The 25,246-nt window shown below is 63.0% G+C and carries 29 protein-coding genes and 1 tRNA gene; 11 read left to right on the top strand and 19 right to left on the bottom strand.

Annotation, left to right across the window (positions count from 1 at the left end):
• Positions 1–62: 62 nt before the first annotated feature.
• The 5 genes from ABDK11_RS18815 to ABDK11_RS18795 form a co-directional block, all read right to left on the bottom strand.
• Positions 63–500, bottom strand: a complete 438-nt coding sequence (locus ABDK11_RS18815; RefSeq protein ID WP_346838069.1) for a DUF4124 domain-containing protein — start codon at positions 498–500, stop codon at positions 63–65.
• A gap of 69 nt (positions 501–569) precedes the next feature.
• Entirely contained in the window at positions 570–2,087 is a 1,518-nt protein-coding gene (locus ABDK11_RS18810; protein WP_346838068.1) for a serine protease, read from the bottom strand.
• Between the two features lie 116 nt (positions 2,088–2,203).
• Positions 2,204–2,581: a S4 domain-containing protein gene (locus ABDK11_RS18805; RefSeq protein ID WP_346838067.1), complete on the bottom strand. Its 378-nt coding sequence runs from the start codon at positions 2,579–2,581 to the stop codon at positions 2,204–2,206.
• Between the two features lie 259 nt (positions 2,582–2,840).
• Complete coding sequence (gene yrfG / locus ABDK11_RS18800) at positions 2,841–3,494, bottom strand: GMP/IMP nucleotidase (RefSeq protein WP_346838066.1); 654 nt, start codon at positions 3,492–3,494, stop codon at positions 2,841–2,843.
• Between the two features lie 65 nt (positions 3,495–3,559).
• Complete coding sequence (locus tag ABDK11_RS18795; RefSeq protein WP_346838065.1) at positions 3,560–4,222, bottom strand: lysoplasmalogenase; 663 nt, start codon at positions 4,220–4,222, stop codon at positions 3,560–3,562.
• 162 nt (positions 4,223–4,384) lie between these two features.
• Here ABDK11_RS18795 and cysK point away from each other — a divergent pair, with 162 nt between their 5' ends.
• From cysK to ABDK11_RS18770, 5 genes are all read left to right on the top strand, one after another.
• Complete coding sequence (cysK, locus tag ABDK11_RS18790; protein WP_346838064.1) at positions 4,385–5,302, top strand: cysteine synthase A; 918 nt, start codon at positions 4,385–4,387, stop codon at positions 5,300–5,302.
• Positions 5,303–5,410: 108 nt separating this feature from the next.
• A complete protein-coding gene (gene cysQ, locus ABDK11_RS18785) occupies positions 5,411–6,235 on the top strand; it encodes a 3'(2'),5'-bisphosphate nucleotidase CysQ (RefSeq protein WP_346838063.1) in 825 nt (274 codons plus the stop codon).
• An 80-nt stretch (positions 6,236–6,315) separates the two neighbouring features.
• Positions 6,316–6,522, top strand: a complete 207-nt coding sequence (locus ABDK11_RS18780) for a hypothetical protein (protein WP_346838062.1) — start codon at positions 6,316–6,318, stop codon at positions 6,520–6,522.
• Positions 6,523–6,693: 171 nt separating this feature from the next.
• On the top strand, positions 6,694–6,981 hold the full coding sequence (locus tag ABDK11_RS18775) for a type II toxin-antitoxin system HicB family antitoxin (protein WP_346838061.1): 288 nt from the start codon (positions 6,694–6,696) through the stop codon (positions 6,979–6,981).
• 55 nt (positions 6,982–7,036) lie between these two features.
• Complete coding sequence (locus ABDK11_RS18770; protein WP_346838060.1) at positions 7,037–7,597, top strand: outer membrane beta-barrel protein; 561 nt, start codon at positions 7,037–7,039, stop codon at positions 7,595–7,597.
• Between the two features lie 310 nt (positions 7,598–7,907).
• Here the strand turns inward: ABDK11_RS18770 and ABDK11_RS18765 are convergent, their stop codons facing one another.
• From ABDK11_RS18765 to ABDK11_RS18730, 8 genes are all read right to left on the bottom strand, one after another.
• Positions 7,908–8,519, bottom strand: a complete 612-nt coding sequence (locus tag ABDK11_RS18765) for a 2OG-Fe(II) oxygenase (RefSeq protein WP_346838059.1) — start codon at positions 8,517–8,519, stop codon at positions 7,908–7,910.
• Between the two features lie 366 nt (positions 8,520–8,885).
• Positions 8,886–10,277, bottom strand: a complete 1,392-nt coding sequence (locus ABDK11_RS18760; protein ID WP_346838058.1) for a DUF58 domain-containing protein — start codon at positions 10,275–10,277, stop codon at positions 8,886–8,888.
• Between the two features lie 17 nt (positions 10,278–10,294).
• Entirely contained in the window at positions 10,295–11,302 is a 1,008-nt protein-coding gene (locus ABDK11_RS18755; RefSeq protein ID WP_346838057.1) for a MoxR family ATPase, read from the bottom strand.
• On the bottom strand, positions 11,299–12,645 hold the full coding sequence (locus tag ABDK11_RS18750) for a DUF4350 domain-containing protein (RefSeq protein ID WP_346838056.1): 1,347 nt from the start codon (positions 12,643–12,645) through the stop codon (positions 11,299–11,301). The genes ABDK11_RS18755 and ABDK11_RS18750 overlap by 4 nt, the downstream gene beginning before the upstream one ends.
• The gene (locus ABDK11_RS18745) at positions 12,635–14,239 is read right to left on the bottom strand and encodes a DUF4129 domain-containing protein (protein WP_346838055.1); all 1,605 of its coding nucleotides are present in this window, start codon (positions 14,237–14,239) and stop codon (positions 12,635–12,637) included. Before ABDK11_RS18745 ends, ABDK11_RS18750 begins: the two co-directional genes overlap by 11 nt.
• The gene (locus tag ABDK11_RS18740; protein ID WP_346838054.1) at positions 14,229–15,245 is read right to left on the bottom strand and encodes a stage II sporulation protein M; all 1,017 of its coding nucleotides are present in this window, start codon (positions 15,243–15,245) and stop codon (positions 14,229–14,231) included. Before ABDK11_RS18740 ends, ABDK11_RS18745 begins: the two co-directional genes overlap by 11 nt.
• Positions 15,242–15,943: an RDD family protein gene (locus ABDK11_RS18735; protein ID WP_346838053.1), complete on the bottom strand. Its 702-nt coding sequence runs from the start codon at positions 15,941–15,943 to the stop codon at positions 15,242–15,244. Before ABDK11_RS18735 ends, ABDK11_RS18740 begins: the two co-directional genes overlap by 4 nt.
• Positions 15,944–15,980: 37 nt before the next feature.
• Positions 15,981–16,730: a hypothetical protein gene (locus tag ABDK11_RS18730; protein ID WP_346838052.1), complete on the bottom strand. Its 750-nt coding sequence runs from the start codon at positions 16,728–16,730 to the stop codon at positions 15,981–15,983.
• Positions 16,731–16,957: 227 nt separating this feature from the next.
• Between ABDK11_RS18730 and ABDK11_RS18725 the strand changes: the two genes are divergently transcribed.
• Genes ABDK11_RS18725 through ABDK11_RS18715 form a run of 3 tightly spaced genes read left to right on the top strand, consistent with a single transcriptional unit; the run spans position 16,958 to position 18,504 of the window.
• On the top strand, positions 16,958–17,530 hold the full coding sequence (locus ABDK11_RS18725; protein ID WP_346838051.1) for a DUF2939 domain-containing protein: 573 nt from the start codon (positions 16,958–16,960) through the stop codon (positions 17,528–17,530).
• Between the two features lie 12 nt (positions 17,531–17,542).
• Positions 17,543–17,920: a DUF2237 domain-containing protein gene (locus ABDK11_RS18720; protein ID WP_346838050.1), complete on the top strand. Its 378-nt coding sequence runs from the start codon at positions 17,543–17,545 to the stop codon at positions 17,918–17,920.
• Between the two features lie 20 nt (positions 17,921–17,940).
• Positions 17,941–18,504, top strand: coding sequence for a DJ-1 family glyoxalase III (locus tag ABDK11_RS18715; RefSeq protein ID WP_346838049.1), 564 nt, complete (start codon positions 17,941–17,943; stop codon positions 18,502–18,504).
• 203 nt (positions 18,505–18,707) lie between these two features.
• Here the strand turns inward: ABDK11_RS18715 and ABDK11_RS18710 are convergent, their stop codons facing one another.
• Positions 18,708–19,502: a LuxR C-terminal-related transcriptional regulator gene (locus ABDK11_RS18710; protein ID WP_346838048.1), complete on the bottom strand. Its 795-nt coding sequence runs from the start codon at positions 19,500–19,502 to the stop codon at positions 18,708–18,710.
• Positions 19,503–19,785: 283 nt separating this feature from the next.
• On the opposite strand from ABDK11_RS18710, the gene ABDK11_RS18705 reads away from it, so the two are divergent.
• Positions 19,786–20,466 (top strand): hypothetical protein, encoded by a 681-nt coding sequence (locus ABDK11_RS18705; RefSeq protein WP_346838047.1) that lies wholly within the window; start codon positions 19,786–19,788, stop codon positions 20,464–20,466.
• Positions 20,438–21,070 (top strand): iron-containing redox enzyme family protein, encoded by a 633-nt coding sequence (locus ABDK11_RS18700; protein ID WP_346838046.1) that lies wholly within the window; start codon positions 20,438–20,440, stop codon positions 21,068–21,070. The genes ABDK11_RS18705 and ABDK11_RS18700 overlap by 29 nt, the downstream gene beginning before the upstream one ends.
• A 220-nt stretch (positions 21,071–21,290) precedes the next feature.
• Here ABDK11_RS18700 and ABDK11_RS18695 read toward each other — a convergent pair whose 3' ends face one another.
• Entirely contained in the window at positions 21,291–21,737 is a 447-nt protein-coding gene (locus tag ABDK11_RS18695; RefSeq protein WP_346838045.1) for a hypothetical protein, read from the bottom strand.
• Positions 21,738–21,899: 162 nt separating this feature from the next.
• Positions 21,900–22,334 (bottom strand): VOC family protein, encoded by a 435-nt coding sequence (locus tag ABDK11_RS18690; protein WP_346838044.1) that lies wholly within the window; start codon positions 22,332–22,334, stop codon positions 21,900–21,902.
• Between the two features lie 83 nt (positions 22,335–22,417).
• Between ABDK11_RS18690 and ABDK11_RS18685 the strand changes: the two genes are divergently transcribed.
• Positions 22,418–23,197: an ion transporter gene (locus tag ABDK11_RS18685; protein WP_346838043.1), complete on the top strand. Its 780-nt coding sequence runs from the start codon at positions 22,418–22,420 to the stop codon at positions 23,195–23,197.
• A 324-nt stretch (positions 23,198–23,521) separates the two neighbouring features.
• Here the strand turns inward: ABDK11_RS18685 and ABDK11_RS18680 are convergent.
• The 3 genes from ABDK11_RS18680 to mutY all read right to left on the bottom strand — a co-directional run bounded on the left by ABDK11_RS18680 (position 23,522) and on the right by mutY (position 25,222).
• Positions 23,522–23,597: transfer RNA gene (locus ABDK11_RS18680), tRNA-Phe, on the bottom strand.
• Between the two features lie 113 nt (positions 23,598–23,710).
• Positions 23,711–23,998, bottom strand: coding sequence for an oxidative damage protection protein (locus tag ABDK11_RS18675; RefSeq protein ID WP_346838042.1), 288 nt, complete (start codon positions 23,996–23,998; stop codon positions 23,711–23,713).
• Between the two features lie 117 nt (positions 23,999–24,115).
• Positions 24,116–25,222 (bottom strand): A/G-specific adenine glycosylase, encoded by a 1,107-nt coding sequence (mutY, locus tag ABDK11_RS18670; protein ID WP_346838041.1) that lies wholly within the window; start codon positions 25,220–25,222, stop codon positions 24,116–24,118.
• Between the last annotated feature and the right edge of the window lie 24 nt (positions 25,223–25,246).

Genomic DNA, 25,246 nt, shown 5'->3' with positions numbered 1-25,246 from the left:
CCCCGCGCGCTTGGCCGGCGCCGGTGCAAACCTTGTTGCCGTCGCCGGCCGGAATGTGCGCGCTAGCCGCACACCCGGGCAATCTGCTGCTGCAGCGCGGCGGCGCGCTGCTGGCGCTCGCGCTCGGTGATTTTCACTTCCTTGCCGCTCTCGTCGATGAACGCGACCCGCCCCTGCAGCAGGTGCAGGTCGCGCCGCGCGCGCCGGCAGGCGCTCGCCATCTGCCGTTGATGCTGCCTGGCCTGTTGCTGTTTGCGCGCCTCATACTGCTGCTGCACGCTGTCCTGCTGGCTGTGGTGCGTGCGCTGCACCTGCGTGGCGTCGGCACTGTTGATCGGGCGCAGTGCACCGGCCACGTTTTCCGCCTTGCCCTGCGGCGGCGGCTGGTCGCTGTAGTGCACCTGCCCGTCTGCGTCGACCCAGCGGTAGAGTCCGCCGTCGGCGGCGGCCGTCATCGCCACTGCCAGCAGCAGTGCGGCACAGATCCGTGTTGCGTTCACGTCCTTCCCTCCCCTCGATGCGGTTGCGTTGTGCTTATGCTTCGCTCGCCGCGGCCTGTCGCCGGCGCGTCACTGGGCGCTCAGGGCATCTGCCTCGCGCTGCTTCTGCGCCAGTGTGCTGAACAACCCCGGCGAATGGCGCTGGGGAATGTGGTAGGTCTGCAGGATCAGCGGCTGCTGCTCGCGCGCGGCGGCGGCGTCGATGACCATACGGTAGCCGGATTCATCGCGGAATTCGACGAACGGCTGCTGGTTGTTTTCCATCAGCTGGGCGAATTCGTCGAAGTCCTCGATCGGGTGGCCGTTGACCGAATCGATGATCCAGTTTTTCCAGTCGTGGTAGCCGAGGTTGACCGCGGCGGGCAGCACTTTCAGCGCCACCACCAGTTCGCGGTGCTGGGCATCGCTCCACTGGTTGCGGGCATACAGGTAGTCGATCGGCGCCTTGGAGTGCCAGTTGTTGCCCCAGCGCTTGATCAGGTTCATGTTCAGCGGCACGAACACCACACCGCCGTAGATGTAATAGCGCGGGCGCTGGTCGTACTGTTCGCTGACCACCAGCGAGCGCGACGGTGGCGGCGCGGCCAGGGCGATGCGGGCGCTGTGGATTTCGCCGTTGCGGGAGAAGCGCACCGGCAGCTGGTCGCCCACGTGGTGGCGATCGATGGCGTAGTGGTAGTTGGTGCGCTGGTTCTCGCGCCATTCCACGGTGCGGTCGGCGGCGATATCGAGACCATCCAGCGACAACAGCACATCGCCGGGTTTGAGGACCTTGGCGGCGGGGGCGTCGCCGAACACCTTCACCACCAGCGCGCCTTCCTGGTCTTCGCTGAGGCCGGCGGCGGCCTTCATCGCCGGGCTTTCCATGCTCTGGGTGACGACCCCCAGTTCAGGAAAGCCCTGCTGAATGCCGTCTCCGGCATCCTGGAGCACGTGTTTGATCACGCTCGGCGGCACGAAATAGCCGAGGTTCTCGGCGCCCTGGCTGTGGTTGGTCTGCATGGCGACGCCGACGATACGGCCGTGGGAGATCACCGGGCCACCGCTGTTGCCGGGGTTGATGGCGGCGTCGATCTGGCCGGCCATCAGGTAGCTGCCGGCGTGGGCATAGAACTGGTGCTCGACCCGCGAGAGCACGCCGCGGGTAATCGACAGGGACTTGCCGCCCATCGGGTAGCCGTACACGGTGACCTCTTCCTGCAGCTCCGGCAATTTGCCCACGGCCAGCGGGCGGGTGCCATCGAAGAAACTGTCGTCCTCTACCGTCAGCAGGGCCAGATCCGCCTCGTGCGAGATGAATCGCACCCGCGCGCGGAATTTCTTCGCGTCGCCGTGGCGCTGTACCTGGATGTAGCTGCCGTTGGCGACCACGTGGGCGTTGGTGAGGATGCGCTTGCCACTGATCACGGCGCCGGAGCCGGACAGCTGCTGCGGGTTCAGCAGGGCCCAGGGATTGAAGTAATCCGGGGCGGCGGCGGTGGTGTAGATCTTGATGATGGAGCGCTTGAGCTGCTCCTGTTCGCTGTCGGCGGCGACAGACTGCACGGCGAACAGCATCAGCAGGGCGAGGGCGAGGAGTCGTTTCATTGTGGACCGCTTGTCTTATCGGGGTTTTTTGTCGCTGGTTGCGCAGCCAGTTTAGCAGTTGCACGCCGCTTGGGCGCACGACGCTACCCCCCCGCAAGGGCTGCCCGGTACCGGGATCAGTCCTGTTCGCGCAGGAAGCGGTGAATCTGGCGGCGCTGCTTCTTGTTGGGGCGCTCGGCGCGGATACCGGCATTGCTGGCCTGGCGCTCGGCGCGCGTCTGTTCCCGGCGGGCGGCGCTGGCGTCGGTTTCGCGATAGAGCGTGCGGGCGATATCGGCGCCACGGCGCTGGTCGGACAGCGCGACCACTTCCACTTCCACCTGGTCCCAGCCCTGGCGGATGGTCAGGGTGGTGCCGGTGGTGATCTCTTTACTGGCTTTGACCCGCTGGCCATCGGCATGCACCTTGCCGCCCTCAATCGCCTGCTTGGCGATACTGCGGGTCTTGAAGAAACGCGCGGCCCAGAGCCATTTGTCGATGCGTACTTTTTCCATTGATATTGGGTTTGTTAAATCAGTTTTTGGGAGCGGCGGTAACTCTCCCTCTTGTTACTGGTGCCTGTAAGGGAGGTCGGTGGCGGCCCTGCTACCGGGGGAAGTTTGCGGGACACGGGCTAGGCGCCCCCCTTAAATACATCCCTGTACGCTCGTAATCGGCATCCATGCCTCATACGGTCCCGCAAACTTCCCCCGGTATCAGGGCCTTCGCTTTTGGTAGTGGCATTCTTTTCTCCCCGGTAGGGAGCGCCACTGATCAAATTTCCATGATTTCGTCGAACTGGTGAATCGCCGGGAAATCGGTGATCTCCCGCAGCGGCCCCTGGCTGTCCGGCTGGCGGATGCACAGCAGGTGGGCGATGCCGTAGTCGCGGGCGGCGGCCAGTACGCTCTGGTTGTCGTCGACGAACAGGGTGCGGCCGGGGTCAAACGGCTGGCGCTCCTGCAGCGCGTGCCAGAACAGACCGCTCTCCTTGGCGTGGCCGAGGTCGTGGGAGGAGACGATGCCGTCCATCCAGCGGTCGATGCCGGTGATCTCCAGCTTGTGATCGAGGCCGTTCGGGTGCGCATTGGTGACCAGGAGGGCCTCTTTTTTGAGCTTGCGCAGGCCGCCGAGGAAGGCCTCGGTCTGCGGGCGCAGTGCGATGCGGTCGGCGGTCTCGCGGTAGAGGGCCGGTACGTCCATGCCCAGTTCCTGTGACCAGAAGTCCAGGCAGTACCACTCCAGGGTTCCGCGGCGGGAATGGATCTGCGTATCCAGCTGGGTTTCCGCCTCGGCCAGCGGGATACCGCGGATCTCGGCATAGCGCCGGGGCAGGTGGGTGAGCCAGAAGTGGTTGTCGTAGTGCAGGTCGAGCAGCGTGCCGTCCATATCCAGCAGCACCGTGTCTATCTCTCGCCAGTCGAACATCAAATTCGCGTACCTCGCAGTCATCGGGGGCGGGCTGACTATAGCCCGGCCCTCGCCTGCCACTATTATGCCCGCGCGCGCCCGGTGCCGTACAGGATGGCCAGCTGGGCACCGTAATAGGTCAGCATGATTGCGGTGCCGGCCAGCGGCAGCGGCGCGATAAATTTATTCAGCGCGATCAGCGTATCCGAGGCCATGAAGGTCAGTGCGCCGGCGAACAGCAGCGCCGAGTCGCCGCGGTGGGCGGCCGCGGACAGCGCCATGGCCACGATCGCCAGCAGGTAGGCCAGTACCGGCAGCGCCATGGCGCCGGCCGCCGGCAGCAGCAGGCGCGCCAGCAGCAGCGCCGCGGCAATGACCGGCAGGCCGCGCATCCAGAAGCGGCGGCAGCGGAAGTCGGCCGCGCGCAGGAAGCCGCCGGCATAGGTGAGCTGTGCCAGCAGGAAGGCGCCGAGGCCGAAGACGAACTGGTTGGGGAAATCCAGTGCCAGCAGCACATCGCCCGCGGCCGACAGCAGCAGCGCCGCGGTGATCAGGGTGCGGGTGGCGCCCTGCAGCCGCTGCCGCGCCATGACCAGCAGCAGCGCGATGGGAACAATCTTCAGCGCCGGCATCCACAGGCCGTCGATAGCCAGTGCGTCGAGGGCCATGTACAGGGCCGCGCTGGCGCCAAAGGCAGCGAGCCAGCGGGCATCGTTGGGCAGGGGTTGGGCGTCGGCGGTCATCATGGGAGCACTCGTATTTTTGTCGGTTTTGTGGTCTGCTCGTGGGCGCTATCACACCGGAATGATTCCGCCAGTATTTGGCAAAGCCGGCGGCGGTGCAATTGCCACTGCGAGCCGGCACGCCAGCCCGGCATAACCGTGTATGAACTAGGGAGAGCGTCGCGCATGAAAGCAGCCAATATTCTCGAGACCATCGGCAATACCCCCCACGTCCGCATCAATCGCCTGTTCCGCCCGGATATCGAGGTGTGGATGAAGGTGGAGCGCTTCAACCCGGGCGCCAGCATCAAGGACCGCATCGCGCTGGCGATGGTCGAGGCGGCCGAGGCCAGCGGCGAGCTGAAGCCCGGCGGCGTGATCATCGAGCCTACCTCCGGCAATACCGGCATCGGCCTGGCGATGGTGGCGGCGGTGAAGGGCTACCGCCTGATCCTGACCATGCCGGAATCCATGTCGATGGAACGGCGCCAGATCATGAAGGCGCTGGGGGCGGAGCTGGTGCTCACACCGAAGGAAACCGGCATGCCCGGCGCGATCGAACAAGCGCAGGAGCTGCTGAATGCGCACGACAACAGCTGGATGCCGCAGCAGTTCCGCAACCCGGCCAACGTGCAGGTGCACCGCGACACCACGGCGCGGGAGATCATCGCGGATTTCCCCGAGGGGCTCGATTACCTGATCACTGGCGTCGGCACCGGCGGCCATATCACCGGCTGCAGCGAGGTGTTGAAGCAGGCGTTCCCGCAACTGCAGACCTTCGCCGTGGAACCGGAGAAGTCCGCGGTGATCAGCGGCTGCGAAAAGGGTCCGCACCGCCTGCAGGGTATCGGCGCCGGCTTTATCCCCGACATCCTCAATGTGGGCACCCTCGACGGTACCGTCCAGGTGAGCGAGGAGGAGAGTTTCGACATGGCGCGCCAGTGCGCGCTGCAGGAGGGCATCTTCGTCGGTATCTCATCCGGTGCCAGCCTCGCTGCGGTGAAAAAGCGCGAGGCGGATTTCGCCCCCGGCAGCCGTGTGCTGGTGTTCAGCTACGACACCGGCGAGCGCTATCTGTCCATCGACGACCTGTTCCCCGCCTAGAAACTGTCCACAGCTGCTGCGCTGGCGCCTGGCGGCGCGCGGGGATTGTCGGCGTGGCTCGCCGACGGTGAGTGCGTATAATGCGGCGTTCAATTTAACGGGGGAATTATGGACAAGGCATTACTGGAACAGGTCATCGAAATCTGCGAGCGCGCCGGCGAGGCGATTCTCGCCGTGTACAACAGCAGCGCCGAGCTGCAAGTGGAAACCAAGGCGGACGATTCCCCTGTCACCGCCGCCGACCTGGCCGCGCACAAGGTGCTGGCCCCGGCGCTGGCCGAACTGCTCGACGGTGTGCCGGTGCTGTCGGAAGAGCAGGAGCTACCGTCTTTCGACGAGCGCCAGCAATGGCAGCGCTACTGGATCGTCGACCCGCTCGACGGCACCAAGGAATTTATCCGCCGCACCGGCGAGTTCACCGTCAATGTGGCACTGATCGACAACGGCGAGCCGGTGCTGGGGGTGGTCTATGTGCCGGTGCTGAATATCACCTATGCGGGCAGCAAGACCGACGGCGCATTCAAGCGCACTGCCGACGGCGAATCCGCGATCCGCGTGCGCAGCCTGCAGCCGCGCCTGGAGGCCGGCGAGGCTGTAGAGCTGGTTGCCAGCCGCAGCCACGGCGCCGGTGCCGTGGACCAGCTGGTGGAACGCATCGAGGGCGCTCTGGGCAGCGTGGCGTGCAAGAATATGGGCAGCTCGCTGAAGCTGTGCCTGGTGGCGGAGGGTGCCGCCGACCTGTATCCGCGCCTCGCGCCCACCTGCGAATGGGATACCGCCGCGGCGCAGGCGGTGGTGGAAGCCGCCGGCGGCACCGTCGTCGACGAGCAATTCGAGCTGCTGCGCTACAACAGCAAGGACTCCCTGCTGAACCCGTTCTTCTATGTAATCGGTGACTCGTCGTTCAACTGGCGCGACTTGCTCACCAAGTAAGCGACGCTCGACTAAGCTTTACCTGAGTGACGGGGCCCCGCAATGCGGTGGTGCCCGTCACACCAGTTCGAGGTAGAGCCATGTCCCAAGCCCACCAGGCGCACGTCAATCTGAGTGAAAACGAGATTCGCAAACTGCGTCACCAGCTGGAAATCGAGATCAACTGGTTGCAGCGGCAGATGGAGGAGACCCGCGGCGCCGACAGCGAGCTGGATGTCACGCTGCACCAGACCTACCGGGAGATGATCTTTTCTCGCCGCGCCCTGTTGGGCCGGATTCCGCGCTGACCGCGCTTACACGGTGCCGTGTCCGGCAGCGCCCCTGCAACGCTGTTGCGGGCTCGAGCCAAAATTGCGAATCCCTTCTCCTTTGCCCCCGCGCATAGCGCGCCAATTTGTCACGAAAGAATAATTTCCGTCTACGCTTGGTGAGTTAACGCTATATAAGAGTAACTCCCGATGCGCTACCCCGTCGTGGTTCACCAGATTGATTACGCCGGCTTCGGTGCTATTGCCCCGGACCTCCCCCATTGCCACTGCCACGCGGATTCCCTCGATGCCACCCTGCAGAAAATGGCCGAGACCATCGCGCAGCGACTGGAAGAGTTGCGCGTGGCCGGTGATGCGCCGCCGCCGCCCGGCGATGTCGATACGCTGCGCGGCAATCCGGCGTTTGTCGACGGTATCTGGGCCATTATTGATGTCGACGATGCGGAGTCACCGGCACCGCGGAAAACCGAGCGCTGAAAATCCCCTGACCCGCTGCTGATATCGAACAGGAAGATCGCCAAGGAAGGTTGCAATGAAAAAAGTTCTGTTTGCTCTCGCCATGCTGTGTTCGGCAGCCGCCTCGGCGGTGGAGTGGAACAATCCGATCGAGGGAATCTGCGCCGGTGAATACCGGGTGATCGGCACCCTCGGCGCCGGTATCGGTGAACAGCAGGTCAACGATGACCGGGATACCTTTGCCTACGGCAGTGTGGGGATTACGCCGACGGTGGGGCTGTGGCAGGTAGAGCTGCGCTACTCCAACTTTTCCGACGAGGGCATTTCCGTCGACCAGTACGGGGTTAACTTCAAAGTGGACTTCACCCTCGACTGCGACGTGCAGTGTCTCTACTGGATGGCTGGCTGGAGTTATGCCGAAATCGACCTGGATGCCATACGCGATAACGGCTGGCTGATCCCGGTCGACGAACACGGCTACGACAACTACTGGAATGCCGGCGTCGGCTATCGCTATATGTGGACGCGGGATTTCGACACGTCGATCGAGTACAACTACAACGACGTCGGCAGGGTAAACCACTACGGTCTCGGGCATTTGCGCTCGCTGACAATCAACCTCAGCTATCGCTTCTGAGCCGCGTCGCGGCGCCCAGGGCGGACACCAGGTCCGCCCCTTACTGCAGCGCTTTGCGCACTGCAGCTGCTATGACCAATAGGCGGGTTCCGTAGGGGCGAACCTTGTGTTCGCCCGCCAGACGGGCTTTGCACCACCAACTCCCTGGAAGCTCCTCCCCTCTTCGACCACAGCGACCGCCCCGCTTCGTTGATCCGCGCCAGCGGGTCGGGGCCGGGCACTGCGGCGGGGCGGCGGGCCTCTCCGGGTTCCGATGCCGCCTGCGGCGTGTCACTGTGTCGTTGGCTTTTCGTCGCCGCGTTCGCGCAGCTTAACGAAACAGCTTCTTGAGCTTGGCGCTGATGCCGTGGAAGAACTGGTGCTTGCTGCGGGCGCTGTCGCCGGTCAGGAAGTTGATCTGGATCGCCTGGCGGCGGCCCTCGAAGCTGGGGTAGCCGTGCCAGCAGTTGTCCGTCACCTTGAACGCGACCAGTGCACCCGGCCCCGGCAGCAGCTCTTCGGCGTAGTCGTCCATATCGGTGCCGCTGCGCAGGATGCGCAGGCGTCCGGATTCCGGCTCCCAGTCTTTATTCAGGTATACCAGGATGGTGATCACCTTGGTCTTGGAGTCGGTGTGGATGCGTCCGTCCTTGGCCCGCGAGTAGCCGCGCAGCGTGGCCATCATCGGCTTGCCGGCCAGGTCCACGTCGAACTTCTGCTCAATGATGCGGCGCACCTCGGGGCTGTCGAATTCCTCGATAAAGGCGCGCAGCTTGGCCGGGGTGTCGAAGTCGGCAAAATTGAAGCTGCCGCCCTGGTCCAGCACCGGAAACTCGTCGATCAGCGCGTTGATATGTTCCGGCTGCACCGATTTTTCGAGGTGGAAATACGGAAAGGGGTCGGTTTTCACCGCGGCGGACTTGAGTTCGGCGAGGTTGAGCATGGGTCTGGACCACTCGGTTATTTGACAGCTTGTTCCTGTTGGATCGGCGGCGGGTGGCCGCCTGCGTCCTGCGGAGGCGGATTATACGCCTGGGAGGGCGCTGCGGACAGTCGGGGTGATTGCGACAATAGATGGCTTGGTGGCGGTCCCACTGCCGGTGGCCTGCGCATTGAGTTCTCGCGGATGGGGAGAGGGGCGGCTGCGGAGTTGCGGACTGGCAGTTTGCCACAAGCCGGGGCCGGGTACGCCTTTCCGGGACCGTATGAGACAGGGATGTCGATTACGAGCGTACAGGGATGTATTCACCGCGTGTCCCGGAAAGGCGTACCCGGTCCCGGCTCCTCGAACGAGGCTCAAAACTCAAAGTCAGATCTGTCCGCTGCGCTTCAGGCGCCAGTAGTTCTCCACCAGCGCCATATGCAGCTGCTCCGGCGGGGCGTCGACGACGATCACGTTGCGCGCGCGCAGCTGCTGCAACAGCCGTGCGCGGCGCTGCAGGAAATCCTCGGCGGCGCCCAGTTGCAGCGCGTCGCCGAAGGTGCTGACCGGGCGCCGCTGCAGCGCGTCCACGGCAGTTTCGCGCAGGCTGGCGACCATCACCAGGTGGCGCTGCGACAGCAGCTGCACGGCGGCCAGCAGCTCGTCGCTGTCTTCGTCGCGCAGGTTGGTGACCAGGATCACCAGCGCGCGGCGGTTGTGCGCGGCCAGCAGCTGCTGGGCGGCGCCGCTGAAATCGCTGTGTGCGGTGCCCGAGTGCAGGTCGTAGACGCCGTTGAGCAGCAGGTTGATGCCGCCCTCGCCTTTCACCGGCGGCAGGTGCCCGCCATCACCATCGTGGGCGAAGGCGTGCAGGCCCACGGCGTCGCCCTGCTTGATCGCCACGTAAGCGGACAGCAGCACGGCGTTGAGGGCGTGGTCGAAATGGCTGAGTTCGCCGTCCTTGGCACGCATACGCCGGCCGCAGTCGAGCAGGTAGACGATCTCCTGGTCGCGCTCGTCCTGGTACTCGCGGCTGATCAGTTTGCGCATGCGCGCGCTGGCGCGCCAGTCGACCTGGCGCTGGCTGTCGCCGCGGCGGTATTCGCGCAGCTGGCGGAAGTCCATACCCTCGCCGCGGCGCTGCTGCTGGTGCAGGCCCAGGTGGCGCAGGCTCTGCTCGGTAGACAGTGCCTGCAGCGAGGAGATGCCGAGGAAGTTGGGGTAGACCTTGACGTCCTGCGCACTGCCCAGCCACACCTTCTTCTGCCACAGGCCCCAGGGCGAGCCGACCCGCGCCTCGATGCTGCCAAAACGGGCCAGGCCGCGGCGCTGCGGCACCAGCGGGTAGTCGATCTGTACCTGCTGGCCCGGGGTCAGGTGCGCGCGCCGCGGTAGTTCGCGCGCGCGCAGCTGCACCGGCAGCTGATCGCCCACCTCCAGCAACAGCGGGCGCGGACCGTCGTTGCGCAGCGTCAGCCGTGCGCGGTTGTGCACGCCCAGCGCCAGGTTGCCGGGCACCTGACGCAGGCCCTGCAGGCCGCGCACGCGGCGACCGGTGGTCCAGTCGAGCAGCGCTGCCGCCAGCAGCAGCGCGCCGGCGGCCCACCACAGCGTGGCGATTGCGGGCGCGGCATCCGGCAGCCAGAGTCGCGCGGCTGTGATTGCCAGTGCCGCCAGGCACCAGTAACCGAGCAGTACCACTAACCGGGGGCTGGGCCGCGCAGCGGCACCGGGGGCGATGGCCGCGCGGTCTTCACCCAGCGCGACACTTTCGCTCATGCTGCCGCTGCTGGAATTCACAGGCGCGGCGCCTCCACCGAGGCGATGATCTGTGCCAGCACCGAGTCCGGGGTCTCGCCGTCGATTTCCATATCCGGCGCCAGGCCCACGCGGTGGCGCAGCACCGGGATCGCCATTGCCTTGACGTCGTCGGGCAGCGCGAACTCGCGTCCGGCCAGCAGCGCATTGGCGCGCGCGGCCTGCAGCAGGCCGATACTGGCACGCGGGCCGGCGGCGCTGCGCAGCTGCGCGGCACCGCGGGTGGCGCGCACCAGGCGCACGGCGTAGTCGAGCACCTGCTGATCCAGCGCCACCCGCGGCACCAGCGCCTGCAGGCGCTGCAGCTGCGCGACCGAGATGCGTCCGGGTAGCGGCTGCTCCAGCGCGCGCTCGATGCGGCCGCCGCTGGCCGCGGCGGCGAGGCGCAGCTCCGCTTCGAGGCTGGGGTAATCGATCAGCACCTTGAGCAGGAAGCGGTCCAGCTCGGCCTCCGGCAGCGGGTAGGTGCCCTCCTGTTCGATCGGGTTCTGGGTCGCCAGCACCATGAACGGCCGCGGGGTCGGCAGCGCCTCGCCATCGATGGTGACCTGCTTCTCCTGCATCACTTCCAGCAGCGCGGCTTGGGTCTTGGCCGGGGCGCGGTTGATCTCGTCGGCCAGCAGCAGGTTGGTGAACACCGGGCCGCGGCGCACCTCGAAGCGGCTCTCGGCCATCTGGTAGATGGCGTGGCCGGTGACATCCGCCGGCATCAGGTCGGGGGTGAACTGGATGCGGCGGAAGTCACCGCCGAAGCAGTTGGCCAGCGCGCGCACCAGCAGCGTCTTGCCGAGGCCCGGCACGCCTTCCAGCAGCACGTGACCGGACGCCAGCAGGGCCACCAGCACCTGGTCGACCACCGCTTCCTGGCCGATCAGCAGACGGTTGATGGTGCTGCGCAGCTGCGCCAGTTGCGTGCCGGCGGCCTGCCAGTCGGGCGCGGCTGCCGCGGCGGCATTGGATTCGCTCGGGGAATGGGTTTCGCTCATAGGGCTGCCTCGATTTGCTGCAGGTTGCGCATCTGTTCGGTAAAGGTGTCCTCGTCGCGGGGCGGGTCGCCCCACAGACAGGCGGCAATCTGGGATTCGGTCAGGGGAGTGCGCGCGTTGAGTTCAACGCACAGGCGGCGGCGCACGCCGGCACTGGCGTTGTCGCCGCCGAGGCGGCGCAACAGGCGCGTGCGGTAGCCGCACAGCAGCCGCTCGGCGCGATTGCTGCGCCAGTAGTAGTGGCCGCAGGCGGCGATGTGTTCGAGCAGCGAGCGCCGCGCCGTCTGCGGCTCCGCGGCGCGTGGCCCGAAGCGCTGGGTGCGCAGCAGCAGCCAGGCGATCAGCGCCAGGCCGCCGGCGAGGAAAAACTCGCTGGCGTAGCGCCGCGCCAGTACCGGCAGCGCGTCGAAGCGCGGCTGCGTCAGCAGTACCACGTCGCCGTCGGCGGCGAGTTCGCTCAGCAGGTAGGCGTTGTCGAACTGGCCGATGCGCTCGGAGCGCCACAGGCCGGCGTCGGCCAGCAGCGTGAGCAGGCCGTCGCCGCGCTCGAACTGCAGCAGCGGCACGCCGGCGTCCTCGCTGTCGATACGGGCCCAGGACACCGGGTCGCCACCCTCGGCGCTGCGCGCGTCGCTCTCCGCCAGCGCCGGGTGCCAGAGCAGGTGCAGCGGGTTGAAGTAGACGCGGTACTGGGTGCCGCTGTTATCGCCGAGCAGGGCGAGGTGGGCGTCGTCCACATCCGGGTCGCGCGGTGGCGCGTCGGCGTCGCCTTTGGCGCTGTCCTTGTTGCTGTCGCCCTGTGCGCCCCGCTCCTCGCCGTCACCGCTGGCCTCGCGCAATTTGCGATTGTGTTCGCGCAGTATCTCGCTGGCTTTCTTGTCCTCGTAGTCCTTGGCGTTGCCACCGAGCAGCTGCTGCAGCGGGTTGTTGCCATAGAAGTCGGTGCTGCCGGTGACCACTGTGGTGCCCAGCGGGTCGAGCAGCCAGTCGCGTTCGTTCTCGCCGCGGTCGGCCGCCACGACGATCGCATGGCCGCCGCGCTCTACCCAGTCGAGCAGCGCGCTGGCCTTGTCGGCGTTGTACACCTGGGTGCTGGAGGCGATGAACAGGGTGGTATCGGTATCGAGGCTGTCCAGCACCGCCAGGTTGTCGGCGCGGCGGCTGTGGTGGCCGGCGGCGGTGAGAAACAGCTCGGCGGCGAGATAGGGATCGCGTCGCGCCGCGTCGCCCCAGCCGCGATCCGCCTCCTCGCTGTAGCGCTCGAAATAGCGCAGGAACAGCGCGACGGCCGCGGCGCACAGCAGCGCAGCCACGGCGGTGGTGAGTAAGGGCTTAGCTCTCATCGGCAAAGACCTCCCGCCACTGTTCACATAGCTGCTGCAGCTGTGCCGGCGCCGGGGCGCGGTGCGCGTAGGCAAGCTGTTGCCAGGTGCCGGTGAGGCGCTGCACGAAATGGCTCAGCGCGGCGCTGACGAGGCGCGACGCTTTATCTGGCTCAGCCGATGCATTGGGCCGGGCCGATTCGCCGGTGTCGCGGTGGCGGCGCTTGACCAGCCCGGCGCACTCGCGCTCGGTCAGGTGGTCGCCGAATTCGAACTGGTAGCGCTCGATCAGGTGGGCCAGGGTGGCGCGATACAGCAGTCCGAGGCTGGTGCGCTGGTCGCCGGCGGCCCACAGGCGCAGGACTTCGGCGCAGACGTCGTCGGGCAGGCTGTCGCGGCGCACGTCGAGACCGAACAGGGTTTCCGGTGTGGTCACCGGTGGTGCGCGGCGTCGCGGACGCAGCCGCAGCGCGTTGCGCAGCGGCTCGCGGTACTGCCACAGCAGGTAGATCACCAGCGCGGCGCCGCCGCCCCACAGCAGCACCTCGATCAGGCCGCCGATCAGCGGGCCGAAACCGGACGGCGTATCGTCACTCGCATCGTCTTTGTCCGCGGAGCGCTGTTCCAGCCACTCGATCAACCTGATCAGCCATTCCGGGAAGGCTTCGTTGTTTTCCTGCGTTTCTTTCAGGCGCCAGCCGTGCTCGGTTTCCCGCCGGTGGAAATCATCACCGGCGAGGACCTTGTCGATCGACTCGCGCGCCTGCTGCGGGGTGTCGGCGCGGCTGGCCGGGGCCGGCACCGCGGTGGCGATGCCCAGCGCGCACAGCAGCAGCAATTGCGCCGCGGCACCGGCGCGCCGGTGCTCGTTGCGCTGCTGGCGCTGGCGCTGGCGCAGGGTGCGGAACTGGATCTCGATATCCCACGCCTCGAGTTCGATGCGTCGGCCGATATACAGGCAGAACCCCGCTACCACGTAGAAAGGCGCCACGGCGGCCATCACCAGCAGGTAGAGGCCATTCAGTGCCCACTCCAGCCAGTTGGCGCCGCTGCTCAGAAACGGCAGCCACTGGATATGCAGTTGTTCGGGAACAAACAGGTAAATCAGCGCCAGCAGCGCCAGCATCAGGAAGAATTCCAGGTGCGTGCCGGCGATGGTCAGCCAGGTGGCGGCGCCGGTGTGTTTGCGGTGTAGCACGCCGATGCGCGCACTGCGCGTGGCCCCGCTGCTCTGTTCCAGCAGCGTCACCGGCAGATCGAATGAACGCGTCGGCGACAGGCGCCGCCAGGTCAGCCACGCGAACCAGTCGCGGCGGTTCTGCGCGAAGAACTGGCGCAATGCGCTGCCTGCGGACACCGATTCACCGAACAGTGCGCGGCTGGCGATAAACAGCGGCAGCCGGTCGTACACCGGCTTCAGCCACCACACCAGCAAAAACACCAGCGTGGGTGAATCCGGAAAAACCAGCGCGCCGGCGGTGAACAGCAGTGCCGCCGGCAGCAGCCACACCGCACACAGTGTCCACCACTGGCCGCGCGCCAGGGCGATACCGAGGTCGATGGATTCCCACGGCGAGCGCAGCCGTGCGCGCACGGCCAGGCGATTAAGATCCATGCGGCTCTGCCTCCCCGGCACTGGCACTGCCGCGCCCGGCGAGCGCGAAGTAGGCCAGCACCAGCAACCACAGCAGTGCGCCGACGCCCAGTTTGACGCCGATCGGCAGCGTCGCGCTGGATGACCAGAAGGCTTCCAGGAACGCGGCCACCACCAGCATCAGGAAGGTGCCGTAGACAATTTTCATCGCCTCGGTACTGGCGCGGCGCAGGGCCACCAGGCGCCGGTGGCCGCCGGGGTCGATCAGCGCCTGCCCCAGGCGCAGACCGGCGGCGCCGGCCAGTACGATGGCGGTCAGCTCGAAGGCACCGTGGCCGATCACGAACGGATAGAAAGTGGCGACGAAGCCGACGCGGGTAATATGGCCGAACACCACGCCCAGGTAGAGACCATTGAATACCAGGAAGAAGATGGCGCCGACACCGAACAGCAGGCCGGCGGCAAAGGTGCGAAAGGCGATACCGATATTGTTCTCGATATAAAAGCCGAACATCATCAGGTCGGAGTCCGAGCCGCGCTCGCGGCCGAGCACCCGGTTGCCCGGGTCGTACATGGATTCGAAACTGGTCACCTGCTCCGGCGACATCAGCGAATAGATCAGCGCGTCGTCGAGATAGCTGCCGATGCCCATCACCAGGGCCGGCAGCACGAACAGCGCCGCGGCCAGCCACACGGTGCGGCTCTGCGCGCGCACTGCCTGTGGAAAACCGGCCTGCAGATACCACAGCCAGGTGTTGCGACGCAGCGTCTGCTGGCGATAGACGCGGTGGTGGGCAGCCATCACCAGGCGGTTGAGGCGATCGATCAGCTGGTTGGTGTACTGGCGCTCCTTGGCCACTGCCAGCTGCTGGCATAGCGCGCGGTAGCTGGCGGGCAGATCGGTGACGGTGTCGCCAGCCTCGCGGCCGGCTCCCTTGTGGCCGCCCCGGTCACCGGCGCCGGCGAGCCACTGCTCAAGCGCGTCCCAGCCGGCGCCGTAGCGGTGTTCGAAATCCCGTTGCTTCATTGCGCCCGGCCTCCGCCCCGGCGTTCGCCCAGTAACCAGCAGCCCACTGCGCGCAGGTAACCCAGCGCGGCGCGATCGGTTTTGCCGGTAACCGGCTCGAGCAGGCCGGCCAGTTCGCGCTGGCGCGCATCGCTCAATTCCGCGTGGCGCTCGGTCAGGCTGATGATGGCCTGCTGGTCGGCCAGCTGCAGCCCGGCGGGCGGCGCCAGTGGTGCCACCTGCGGCAGCGTCGCGGCCTGGTGTTGTGCCTGGCGATACACCACCAGCGTGCCCGCGGCCATATCGCCGAGCCGCTGGAAGTTGCGATTCAGCACCATGCTGACCACACCGCTGGCGTAGGCGAATGGCAGGAAGTCGGCGAAGCGCAGCAGGTTGCGCAGGATCGAGGCGCCCCACGAGATCGGGGTGAGATTGTCGTTGACCACCATCAGGCCGAAGGCCTTCTTGCCCGGGGTCTGGCCGTTGCGCAGTACTTCGAAGAGCACCGGGTAGAACCACTCCAGCAGGAAGGTGCACAGCAGCACGATGCCGTCGCCGGCGCGGTCGGCAAATGCCAGCGCAATGCGCAGTGCAATAAAAACCGCGAGGCGGATCAGGAAATCGATTCCATAGGCCAGAATACGCGGCACCGGCCCGGCGGCCTGCGCGCGCAGATCGATGCCCTCCGGCGTCTCGACGTTATAGGTGGTGTCCAGCAAACCACCGCTCCCTGAGTTGTTGGTGGATGGTGGTCTGTTACGTGTCGGTTTGCTCGGCGCCGCCGAACATATTGCGGTAGGCGATACCCATGGCGAGCATCGCCAGCGGCAATACCCAGATCAGGCCCAGCAACAGTGGAATGGAGGCGGCCAGAATCAGCAGGCAAAGTACGATGCCCAGGCCGAAAAACGCAAACCAGTGCGTGGTGATCGCCCTGCGCGAGATCTCCATCGCCTGCCAGATGCCGAGGCCTCTATCCGCAATCAGCGGCAGGGCCATCATATAGGCCACTGCCAGGTAGATACCCGGCAGCACCAGCAGGAAAAGGCCGGCGTAGACCAGTAGGGTAATCAGCAGATTGGCGACCACCAGCGGCAGGAACTTGTTGAAGTGGGCAAACACTTCCGTGGGCGCCGCCGGTTCACTGCGTACCAGCTTGATGCCCAGCATGATCAGGCCCGTCGCCAGCGGTGCCGCGCCGACGGTGACGATCAGCTGGTACAGGCCGTAAGCGCCGAGGGAAAAGTTGTCGTGTTCTATCTGGTAGGGGTCGTAGCCGCTGATCTTGCCGGCTACAAACATCAGCGCCACGAGCGCCAGCGTATACAGTATCAGCGCCAGCCAGATGGTGGCCTTGTTGCCTTTGGTGCGCTCCCAAGCCTCGTTGATGATGGCACCGATGGAGAGTTCGTAGTCCCCGGCGACGGCCTTTTCCAGCGAGCCGTGGGGCCCCTGCCCATCGCCGTTGGTCAGCGGTGCTTCCGGCGCTTTGTAGATATTGTTCATTGTCCGAATTCCATTCCTGCTATTCGCCTGGCGTGCCCGCCAGAGGGCGGCGCGCACCGTCTCTGCGTCGAAGCCTTCAATATCGCACAGGCGCGGGGGATGGACAATCCCGCGCCAGACTGGCGCGAACGGATTAGGCGCTGGCGACGGGTGGCGATAAAATCGTCGCAAATAGAGACGGCTTGTGCCGGGCCGCAGCGAGCGGTGATGGCTGAAGGGAGAGAGCGATGAAAAAGTGGTTGTGGTCTTCGCTACTATTACTGGCGGTGCTGATCGCCGGCAATGTGGCCCTGCCCCGCTACACGGTGGCACAACTGGAACAGGCCGCGCGCAACGAGGATACCGAGCGCCTGCGCCACTATGTCGACTTCCCCGCGCTGCGCGACAACCTGCAGCAGCGGGTGCGGGCGCGACTGCATCAGTCCATGGGAGATTCGGTTCCGCCGGAACTGGACGAGCTGTTCACCGCTGGCGCCAACCTGTTTATTGGCCCGCTACTACAGCAGCTGATCACCCCCGAGGGTATCGGCGAGCTGTTGCGCGGCGGACGGGATATGGCGGAATTTGAACGCGAGCTTTACCGCCAGGCCGGGGACATCAACAGCCCGCCGCCGGCGTCATTACCTGCAGAATCCAGTGACGACTGGCATCTGCAGCACTGGCATCTCGCCGGGCTCAACCGCGCGGTGGCCGATTACGGCTCCGGGCAGCGGCCGCAGTTGCGGCTGTACCTGGAGCGCCACGGCCTGCGCTGGCGACTGGTGGATATCGCATTGCTACAGAAAAACGAACCGCACTAGGGGCACACCGCCATGCAAATGGAAGATTCAACTAACGTATTCGGCGATCCGCTGCTGCCTTGCGGCCTGGACCCGGTCACCGGCTTTTTTCGCGATGGCTGTTGCAATACCAGTGAACAGGATGCGGGTTCGCACACCGTCTGTGTCGAAGTGACGGCGGAGTTCCTGCAGTTCTCCCACAGCCGCGGCAACAATCTCGGCACACCGATGCCGGAGTTTGGCTTCCCGGGTCTCAACCCCGGCGACCGCTGGTGCCTGTGCGCGGCGCGCTGGCTGGAGGCCGAGCAGCAGGGTATGGCGCCGCGGGTGTATCTGCAACGCACGCATGTGAAGGCACTGGAAATCGTGCCGCTGCTGCTGCTGCGGCAATATGCGGTGGATCTCAATTAATCATCCGTGGAGGATTGATCATGACCCGTGTGCTTGTGCCGATCGCCGATGGCTCCGAGGAAATCGAAGCCGTCACCCTGGTCGATATACTGCGCCGTGCCGGCGCTGAAGTGACGCTCGCCTCGGTCATGCCGCAGCTGCGTGTGCGGGCGTCCCGCGGTGTGACGATCGAGGCGGACTGCGCGATCGATGATTGCGCGGCGCAGGTCTGGGATTTGATTGCACTGCCCGGCGGCATGCCCGGCGCCGAGCATCTCGGTAACAGCGCCGTGCTGACGGAGCTGCTGGCCGCGCAGCTGGCAACGGGTCGCTGGGTCGGCGCCATCTGCGCGGCGCCGACCGTCGTGCTCGGCCGGCACGGATTGATCAGTGATTACCGCGCTACCTGTCACAGTGGCTTTCGCGATGAACTGCGCGGCCTGGTGACGGAGGCGAGCGATGAACGGGTGGTGGTGGATCGCAACCTGGTTACCAGCCAGGCGCCGGGTACAGCGATGGCGTTTTCCCTGCGGCTGGTGGGTTGCCTGTTCGGCGAGGAAGCGGCGCGGCGTGTGGCCGATCCGATGGCCACGGATTTTTCCTGATCCGCTACTGGCGATTTATCCTTTGGTGACTTCTCTGCGATTTTCGCGATCGGCGTGTTCAGCCGCTGACACCGGAAGATAAAACATTAGTGAAGCGGTACTTCCCTGTTCCGCTGAGCCCGGAAATTTCTCGGGGTTTCCCGGGCTCGTGAATAAGATGCCCCGATGCGCCCGATGCGGCAATAGCCCCTGAGGGCTATTTTTTAAAGTAATCCCTCGGTAATGCATTTGGCGATCAGCTGGCTGACATTCTTGGCGCCGGCCTTGCTCAGGATGCTCTTGCGGTGATTTTTCACGGTGTTTTCCGCGATATGCAGCACCTCAGCAATATCTCTACTGGTGTAACCCTGCGACAGCAGTTGGATAACCTCGACTTCCCGCTTGGTGAACATTTTGTGGCTTGGTGCTGGTTCCAGGCTTTGGTGGCCGATGTCGATGTTCAGGTAGGAGGGTTCATCCAGCAGGCCAATCAGGGAAAGGCGATAATTGTTAGCCTCGGCCAAGTGGCTGATGTCGGTATGGATATTCAGCGACTTTAACAGGCGCCCCTCGCTCGTCGTTGCCAGCATAATGGCCTGATGACTGAACAGCCTGAAAGAGCCGTCACGGACCCTGAAGCGAAAGCAGTAGGATACCTTGTATTTGTTCCGCCGTTCGGGCGGCAGCTTCATCAATATCTCGAATGCCTTGGCCTCTGCTCTGGCAACAAAGTCGGCGTCATCCGGGTGCGTCTGCTCGAGAATATCCTGAAATTTGACGGTTTCCGGCCTCAGCCCATGAAGGTCTTCAATTTCGGGGCTGACATAATCCAGCGACATGTTTGCGCCGGTAGTGTCCAGGATAAAAAAATAGAAGGGGCCACTGCTGAATGCTGCTGCGATCAGCTTGTCGACTTCGAGCCTGTCGAGTTCGACCCGATCAGTACCGAGATTGTTTACATTGTTTTTCCAGACATTCCTTAGGGGGGTTATATCAGGCATGTCTTTATTATTTGCCATTTATGACTTTCCTGTAGTCGCCCTCGGTTTGTGATGTGCGTCACAAAACTTTCGCGTTTTATATCACGCGATATAGTCTGAAGCTATTCTACGTCTAAGTATTTTTACGGATGAGCCAGAGAAGAACCTGGTCATCAAGTGATAAATTTTGGCCTCGAAATACGCCGTATCTTTTTAGCGCCTGAATTACTCGCGGTATGAATTCCCTATCAAAGAGCAGCCTTCTCATTTCTTGAGTGCGGCATTTGACCCAGGAATAAAAAGTAAAGGTCCGTGAATTCCGATGGAGATAGTGGTGTTCCCAAGTGCTGCCAAGAACAGCGGGATAGCCGGGTTCTGTGCGTCCGCATACAAGACATGGCATCGAGTCTGGGAAGATGCTTTCCGTAACCAGTTTGATTTACCGGAAAAAGTTATCGATCCCGATGAATTTTCCCGTCAAAGCTTTTGGGTTGGGGCCTTCGACACTGGCCACTGTGCGGCACTGGTCGGCTACCGGCTGGTGGACCTTGCCCCTTCATCAACCTGCAAGGACAGCTGGTTTAATCTTATCCCCGACGGAATACTCAGAGCCACGTTGGCGGAACGGGGTCGCCGGGGAATACTCATAAACAATGCGACGGTCGATTTTCGTTATCGGGGACTGACCGGCAGGCAGCTGTTGTATACATTGGTCCTGGCCGGAAATGCGTTAGCGCTACGGGTTGGCTTTGACAAGATGTTGAGTATCACCAACGACAGCAAGGGTATTGACAGGATATGCAGTACGACTGGCGGCACTGCGCTTCGCAGTGAGATCCACGTTTACAACGTAATGGCAACCTTTTTCGAATTTCTGCCTGCGGATGTGAAAAAAGCCCTAGCCAGTGCGCCTGCACACATAATCGATGTAGTTAAAAAGAATAAAAAACTAATCAAAGAAGAAGATATTTATTATGAGTTTAGAAAACCAGTTGTCGCTTGACGGTCTTGAGGGTTATCTACAGCAGTTGTCATGGCGTAACCGGAATTTCTATAGATCCTGGCTGGCGCAGACTTATTACTACACGAGCCATTCCACCAGATTGTTGGAGTTCTGCGAGTTCTACGCGTCGGATGCTGAAGCCGCTCAGCGCTATAGGGAGCATCGGCAAGAAGAGAATGGTCACGAAAGAATCGCGTTGTCCGATTTGCGTCGTCTCGATGCGGATATTGTTCACTACGGTGAACAGTTGAGCACGCGAACCTTTTATTGGGAACAGTACGAAGTAATTCGAAAATATGGCGATCGGCCGTTTTTGGGGTATGTGTTGATGCTGGAAATCCTGGCCCGGGATCATGGACCCTACATATTCAACGAAGTGCGCGCTGCATATGGCGATCGGTCTGCGAATTTCTTGAAGATCCACGTAGAAGAAGACGTCGACCACGTGAACAGCGCAATACGGCTTCTGGAGACTTTTACGGATAGTGAAAAGTCGAAAGTGCTAGAGAATTTCAACTGGTCAATTAACGCGTATAAAGCCATTCTGGATGAATGTCGCTCCTCGATTAAAGAAGCACCAAACGAAAATTTGGCCGCAGTTTAAAAAGAGAGAACGTCTGCGTCATTCACCGGAACATTGGTGGTTTCTGGCTGGTAGAGTCTTGGCAGATGACTTTGCAATGCATCCATCGAGCGCCGCTATTCGGTGCAATGATTTGAGTCGAGCCTGGTATTAGGGTTTTGATACTTGCAGGCGAAAGTAGACAGGGAGAAAGCAGGCGGGCAGTTTTGCTGTCCGCCTGCTTGGGTCTGTTAACGGGTGATCAGCTCTTCCAGAACTGCCACCACTTCTTGCTGTGTTCCTCGCGCTTGGCCTGGCCTTTTTCAGAACCCTTGTCCAGCTCCTTGCGGGCCTGCTTGGCCTTTTTCTCGCGCTGTTTCTCCATATCTTTGTGCATCTTTTCTGCTTTCTGATGCTTCTCCTCGGCCATCATTGCCTCGTGCTCAGCTTCGGATTTCGCCATCATGGCCTTGTCGTGTTTTGCCTCTGCCGCGCTATGCTTCTCGGCGGCCATCTGGCGATGTTTCTCCGCCATTGCCTCGCCGTCTTCGGACTTGGCTTCCATTTCTTGCATCGATTGCATGGCTTCGTGGCGGGCCTGCATCTGATCATGCGCGGCCTTTTCTTTCTTGGTGCTATCGGGCTGCTCGGCCAGTGCCGTGGATGCAACGAGTGCAGTGGTCACGGCCGCGAGAATAGTCTTATTCATCGGTGATTCCTGTCTTTGAGGTTGGTATATCCGCGTACTGCTGGTTGGTATGGTTGATTTTTGAAACTTCCAGTCAATACTACCGGCTTTTCACGGGTAGGGGGAAATCAACACCGTATTTCCTGTACCCCGGAGTTTACTGTCGAATCCCGGTGCGCAGGGCTAGCGGGCAAACAGCTCCGCCTCGATATTGCGGAAACCCTTGAACTCCAGGGCATTGCCGCTGGGATCCAGAAAAAACATGGTGCCCTGCTCGCCGGGCTGTCCGGCAAAGCGGATATGCGGCTCGATCAGGAATTCACTGACAAAACCTCGCGCCCGCTCGGCGAAGTCCTGCCATTGCTCGAATTGCATCACTACGCCGAAATGCGGTACCGGCACGCCGTGGCCATCCACCGGGTTGGCGATGGCGGACACCTGGCCGGATTTACCGATAGCGGGGTTCAGATGGGTCACCAGCTGGTGACCGAAGAGGTTAAAGTCGATCCAGTGCTCGGCACTGCGGCCTTCGGGCAGGCCCATCTTCTGGCCGTAAAAATCGCGGGCCTCGTGGATGCTGCGCACCTGGATGGCGAGGTGAAAGGGGGTTAGCTGCATGGTGTTTACTCGATCAAAAAGACTGTGCGGATTTGAACATAATTGTATGATTGGGGAAATATGCGCCATTCACCGGAGATCCCATGATAGCTGAAGAAAGCCCCACACGTTTATTTGGCGGCATTGACCTTTCCGGAAAAGCCTTTTCTTTGTCGATACAAACACTGATCGTTTTATCGCTTGTCGCCTTCTCAATCGACACCATTCCCGATCTTTCCAGCCAGACGAAAGACCTGCTCGATAAATTTGAGATATTTACCGTCGGTGTTTTTACGATTGAATATCTTATTCGGCTGATAGCGGCAGAGAGAAAACTGAAATTTGTATTCAGTTTTTTCGGGTTGGTAGATTTGATGGCGATATTGCCTTTCTACCTGATGACAGGGCTTGACCTTCGCGCAGTGCGTATTTTCCGCCTGCTCAGGTTGGTAAGGATTCTGAAGTTGCTCAAGTACAGTGAGGCAATTTCAAGGTTTCATCGCGCCTTATTGATCATCAAAGAAGAGCTGCTGCTGTTTGGATTTGTTGCCTGTATTCTGCTGTATGTCTCTGCAGTAGGGATTTACTACTTTGAACATCAGGCACAGCCGCAACAGTTCAAGTCTGTATTCCACTGTCTGTGGTGGGCAGTCACTACGCTGACCACCGTGGGTTACGGGGATATGTATCCGATAACCGCGGGCGGTAAGTTGTTCACCTTTTTGATCCTGATGCTCGGGCTGGGCATTGTTGCAGTACCGACCGGGCTCTTTGCCTCTGCGCTGTCGCAGGCGCGGGAGGAGCTGCGCAACGAGCGCGAAAAGATGCGCAGTGAATGTGACGAGCAGTGCGATTCTGATATCCGGCTAAGTGGGCGGGATTGAATGTTTGATCTCAGCTGGCGTGGTTTGGATTTGAGTTGTGTTGTTCTTGGGGTTGAGGTATTACGAGTCAGAGCCGGCTGCGTCGAGGCAGAATAATCGGAACAGCATAAAGGCTATTACGCCCCTGCGGGATTCACGCCCTCCCTGGCGGGCGCCGTTCGGGAAGCTGCGCTTTGCTAATCGGCAATCCTGCCGATTAGTCGCGCGTTCGCGCTCGTTTCCAATTTCTGGCGCAATTAGTCGAACCACATCGGTGGTTCTCAACCACCTCAGAACAACAGATACAAAAAAAGCCGCACCCTTTCGGGTGCGGCTTTTTTTGTATGGTGCCCAGAGGCGGAATCGAACCACCGACACGGGGATTTTCAATCCCCTGCTCTACCGACTGAGCTATCTGGGCTTTGCGATTGCGGAGTGTCTCCGGCGTCGCGAGGCGCGTATTAAACCTGCTCCGCGGTGCCGAGTCAAGCCTTTGATTGCTAAATAGTTTTCCTGTGAGTGAGTGCTCACTTTTTAGTCGTCTTGGCCCTCGTCCGACGGGGCCACATAGCCCTCGGCCGCGTCGTAGGATTCACCGCTGAGGAACTTCTGCATCTGCTCGCTGAGGTAGGTGCGGCTGGAGGGTTCCATCATGTTGAGGCGCTTTTCGTTGATCAGCATGGTCTGGTGGGCCATCCACTCCTGCCAGGCTTTCTTGGAGACGTTGTCGTAGATGTCCTGGCCCTTGGGGCCGGGGAACGGCGGCGCGTCCAGGCCTTCCAGTTCCTGTTGGTACTTGCGGCAGAATACGGTTCTGGACATGGAGGTCTCCGTGGTTTGTGTATGGCTGTGAGTGGGCCTATGCGTGCCGGACTGCGGTGGCCCTCTCTCCTGGTCCGTCTCTCCCGGCCCTCTCCCGCAAGCGGGTGGGGGGAAATACTACGGTGCCGGGGAGTCGGCCAGTAGTGGCGCCTGCAGGGCCAGCAGCTGTTTCGCCAGTTTGGCAATCGGGGCCGGCAGGCCCAGTTCCTGTGCCGCGCGCGGGCGGTTGAGCTGGCGCAGTTTATACCAGCCGCCGCCGGCTTCCGCCACCTGGAGGGGGCGCTGGTGCAGCTGAATCCACACCGGGGCTATGTCCAGGTGGAAGTGGGTGAAGGTGTGGCGCAGGGGCGGCAGCGCTTGCACCTGTGCGGCGTTCAGGTCGCGGGCGGCCAGCCACTCCTGTGCGCTGGCGTCGCCGCCGTCGTCTTCGTCCAGTTGCGGCGGGGTCCACAGGCCGCCCCAGATGCCGCTGGGCGGGCGCTGTTGCAGATACAGGTCGCCGTCGCATTCGAGCAGCAGCAGGGTGGCGGTGCGCACCGGCTTCTCTTTGCGCGGTTTCTTGCCCGGGTAGTCCTGCGGGTTGCCGCGGGCGTGGCCCTCACAGGCCGCGGCCAGGGGGCAGTCGTCGCAGCGGGGCTTGCTGCGGGTACACACGGTTGCGCCGAGATCCATCATCGCCTGGGTGTAGTGGTTGCCGCGCTCGGCCGGGGTATAGGTCTCGGCCAGTTCCCACAGCTGCCTGGCCACGGCGGTCTGGCCGGGCCAACCGGGTACGGCGTGCAGGCGCGCGAGCACGCGTTTGACGTTGCCGTCGAGAATCGCGGCGCGCAGTCCCATGCTGATACTGGCAATGGCACCGGCGGTGGAGCGGCCGATACCGGGCAGTGCGGCCAGCGCCTCGACATCGCGCGGAAACTCGCCGCCGTGCTGCTCGAGGACCGTCTGCGCGCACTTGTGCAGGTTGCGCGCGCGGGCGTAGTAACCGAGTCCGCTCCAGTGGGCGAGCACCTTGTCCAGCGGCGCCCCGGCGAGGCTTTCCAGCGTGGGGAAGCTGGCCATAAAGCGTTCGAAATAGGGAATGACCGCCGTCACCTGGGTCTGCTGCAGCATGATCTCGGACACCCACACCCGGTAGGGGTTGATGTCCTGCTGCCAGGGCAGGTCCTTGCGCCCGTGGCGGTCGAACCAGTTGAGGACGGCTTGTTGGAATTGGCTCGGAGTCATCGGCGGATCGGGTTACAGCGGCAT

The sequence above is a fragment of the Microbulbifer sp. SAOS-129_SWC genome (assembly GCF_039696035.1).
GTDB lineage: Bacteria > Pseudomonadota > Gammaproteobacteria > Pseudomonadales > Cellvibrionaceae > Microbulbifer.
The sequence above is the reverse complement of the archived record's forward strand: the minus strand, read 5'-3'. Positions and strand labels throughout refer to the sequence as shown.

What these genes read in the sequence shown, in the direction of transcription:
- ABDK11_RS18810 (WP_346838068.1), bottom strand. Translation starts at nt 2,087, where the DNA reads ATGAAACGACTCCTCGCCCTCGCCCTGCTGATGCTGTTCGCCGTGCAG.
- ABDK11_RS18805 (WP_346838067.1), bottom strand. Translation starts at nt 2,581, where the DNA reads ATGGAAAAAGTACGCATCGACAAATGGCTCTGGGCCGCGCGTTTCTTC.
- yrfG (WP_346838066.1), bottom strand. Translation starts at nt 3,494, where the DNA reads ATGTTCGACTGGCGAGAGATAGACACGGTGCTGCTGGATATGGACGGC.
- ABDK11_RS18795 (WP_346838065.1), bottom strand. Translation starts at nt 4,222, where the DNA reads ATGATGACCGCCGACGCCCAACCCCTGCCCAACGATGCCCGCTGGCTC.
- cysK (WP_346838064.1), top strand. Translation starts at nt 4,385, where the DNA reads ATGAAAGCAGCCAATATTCTCGAGACCATCGGCAATACCCCCCACGTC.
- cysQ (WP_346838063.1), top strand. Translation starts at nt 5,411, where the DNA reads ATGGACAAGGCATTACTGGAACAGGTCATCGAAATCTGCGAGCGCGCC.
- ABDK11_RS18780 (WP_346838062.1), top strand. Translation starts at nt 6,316, where the DNA reads ATGTCCCAAGCCCACCAGGCGCACGTCAATCTGAGTGAAAACGAGATT.
- ABDK11_RS18775 (WP_346838061.1), top strand. Translation starts at nt 6,694, where the DNA reads ATGCGCTACCCCGTCGTGGTTCACCAGATTGATTACGCCGGCTTCGGT.
- ABDK11_RS18770 (WP_346838060.1), top strand. Translation starts at nt 7,037, where the DNA reads ATGAAAAAAGTTCTGTTTGCTCTCGCCATGCTGTGTTCGGCAGCCGCC.
- ABDK11_RS18765 (WP_346838059.1), bottom strand. Translation starts at nt 8,519, where the DNA reads ATGCTCAACCTCGCCGAACTCAAGTCCGCCGCGGTGAAAACCGACCCC.
- ABDK11_RS18760 (WP_346838058.1), bottom strand. Translation starts at nt 10,277, where the DNA reads ATGAGCGAAAGTGTCGCGCTGGGTGAAGACCGCGCGGCCATCGCCCCC.
- ABDK11_RS18755 (WP_346838057.1), bottom strand. Translation starts at nt 11,302, where the DNA reads ATGAGCGAAACCCATTCCCCGAGCGAATCCAATGCCGCCGCGGCAGCC.
- ABDK11_RS18750 (WP_346838056.1), bottom strand. Translation starts at nt 12,645, where the DNA reads ATGAGAGCTAAGCCCTTACTCACCACCGCCGTGGCTGCGCTGCTGTGC.
- ABDK11_RS18745 (WP_346838055.1), bottom strand. Translation starts at nt 14,239, where the DNA reads ATGGATCTTAATCGCCTGGCCGTGCGCGCACGGCTGCGCTCGCCGTGG.
- ABDK11_RS18740 (WP_346838054.1), bottom strand. Translation starts at nt 15,245, where the DNA reads ATGAAGCAACGGGATTTCGAACACCGCTACGGCGCCGGCTGGGACGCG.
- ABDK11_RS18730 (WP_346838052.1), bottom strand. Translation starts at nt 16,730, where the DNA reads ATGAACAATATCTACAAAGCGCCGGAAGCACCGCTGACCAACGGCGAT.
- ABDK11_RS18725 (WP_346838051.1), top strand. Translation starts at nt 16,958, where the DNA reads ATGAAAAAGTGGTTGTGGTCTTCGCTACTATTACTGGCGGTGCTGATC.
- ABDK11_RS18720 (WP_346838050.1), top strand. Translation starts at nt 17,543, where the DNA reads ATGCAAATGGAAGATTCAACTAACGTATTCGGCGATCCGCTGCTGCCT.
- ABDK11_RS18715 (WP_346838049.1), top strand. Translation starts at nt 17,941, where the DNA reads ATGACCCGTGTGCTTGTGCCGATCGCCGATGGCTCCGAGGAAATCGAA.
- ABDK11_RS18710 (WP_346838048.1), bottom strand. Translation starts at nt 19,502, where the DNA reads ATGGCAAATAATAAAGACATGCCTGATATAACCCCCCTAAGGAATGTC.
- ABDK11_RS18705 (WP_346838047.1), top strand. Translation starts at nt 19,786, where the DNA reads ATGGAGATAGTGGTGTTCCCAAGTGCTGCCAAGAACAGCGGGATAGCC.
- ABDK11_RS18700 (WP_346838046.1), top strand. Translation starts at nt 20,438, where the DNA reads ATGAGTTTAGAAAACCAGTTGTCGCTTGACGGTCTTGAGGGTTATCTA.
- ABDK11_RS18695 (WP_346838045.1), bottom strand. Translation starts at nt 21,737, where the DNA reads ATGAATAAGACTATTCTCGCGGCCGTGACCACTGCACTCGTTGCATCC.
- ABDK11_RS18690 (WP_346838044.1), bottom strand. Translation starts at nt 22,334, where the DNA reads ATGCAGCTAACCCCCTTTCACCTCGCCATCCAGGTGCGCAGCATCCAC.
- ABDK11_RS18685 (WP_346838043.1), top strand. Translation starts at nt 22,418, where the DNA reads ATGATAGCTGAAGAAAGCCCCACACGTTTATTTGGCGGCATTGACCTT.
- ABDK11_RS18675 (WP_346838042.1), bottom strand. Translation starts at nt 23,998, where the DNA reads ATGTCCAGAACCGTATTCTGCCGCAAGTACCAACAGGAACTGGAAGGC.
- mutY (WP_346838041.1), bottom strand. Translation starts at nt 25,222, where the DNA reads ATGACTCCGAGCCAATTCCAACAAGCCGTCCTCAACTGGTTCGACCGC.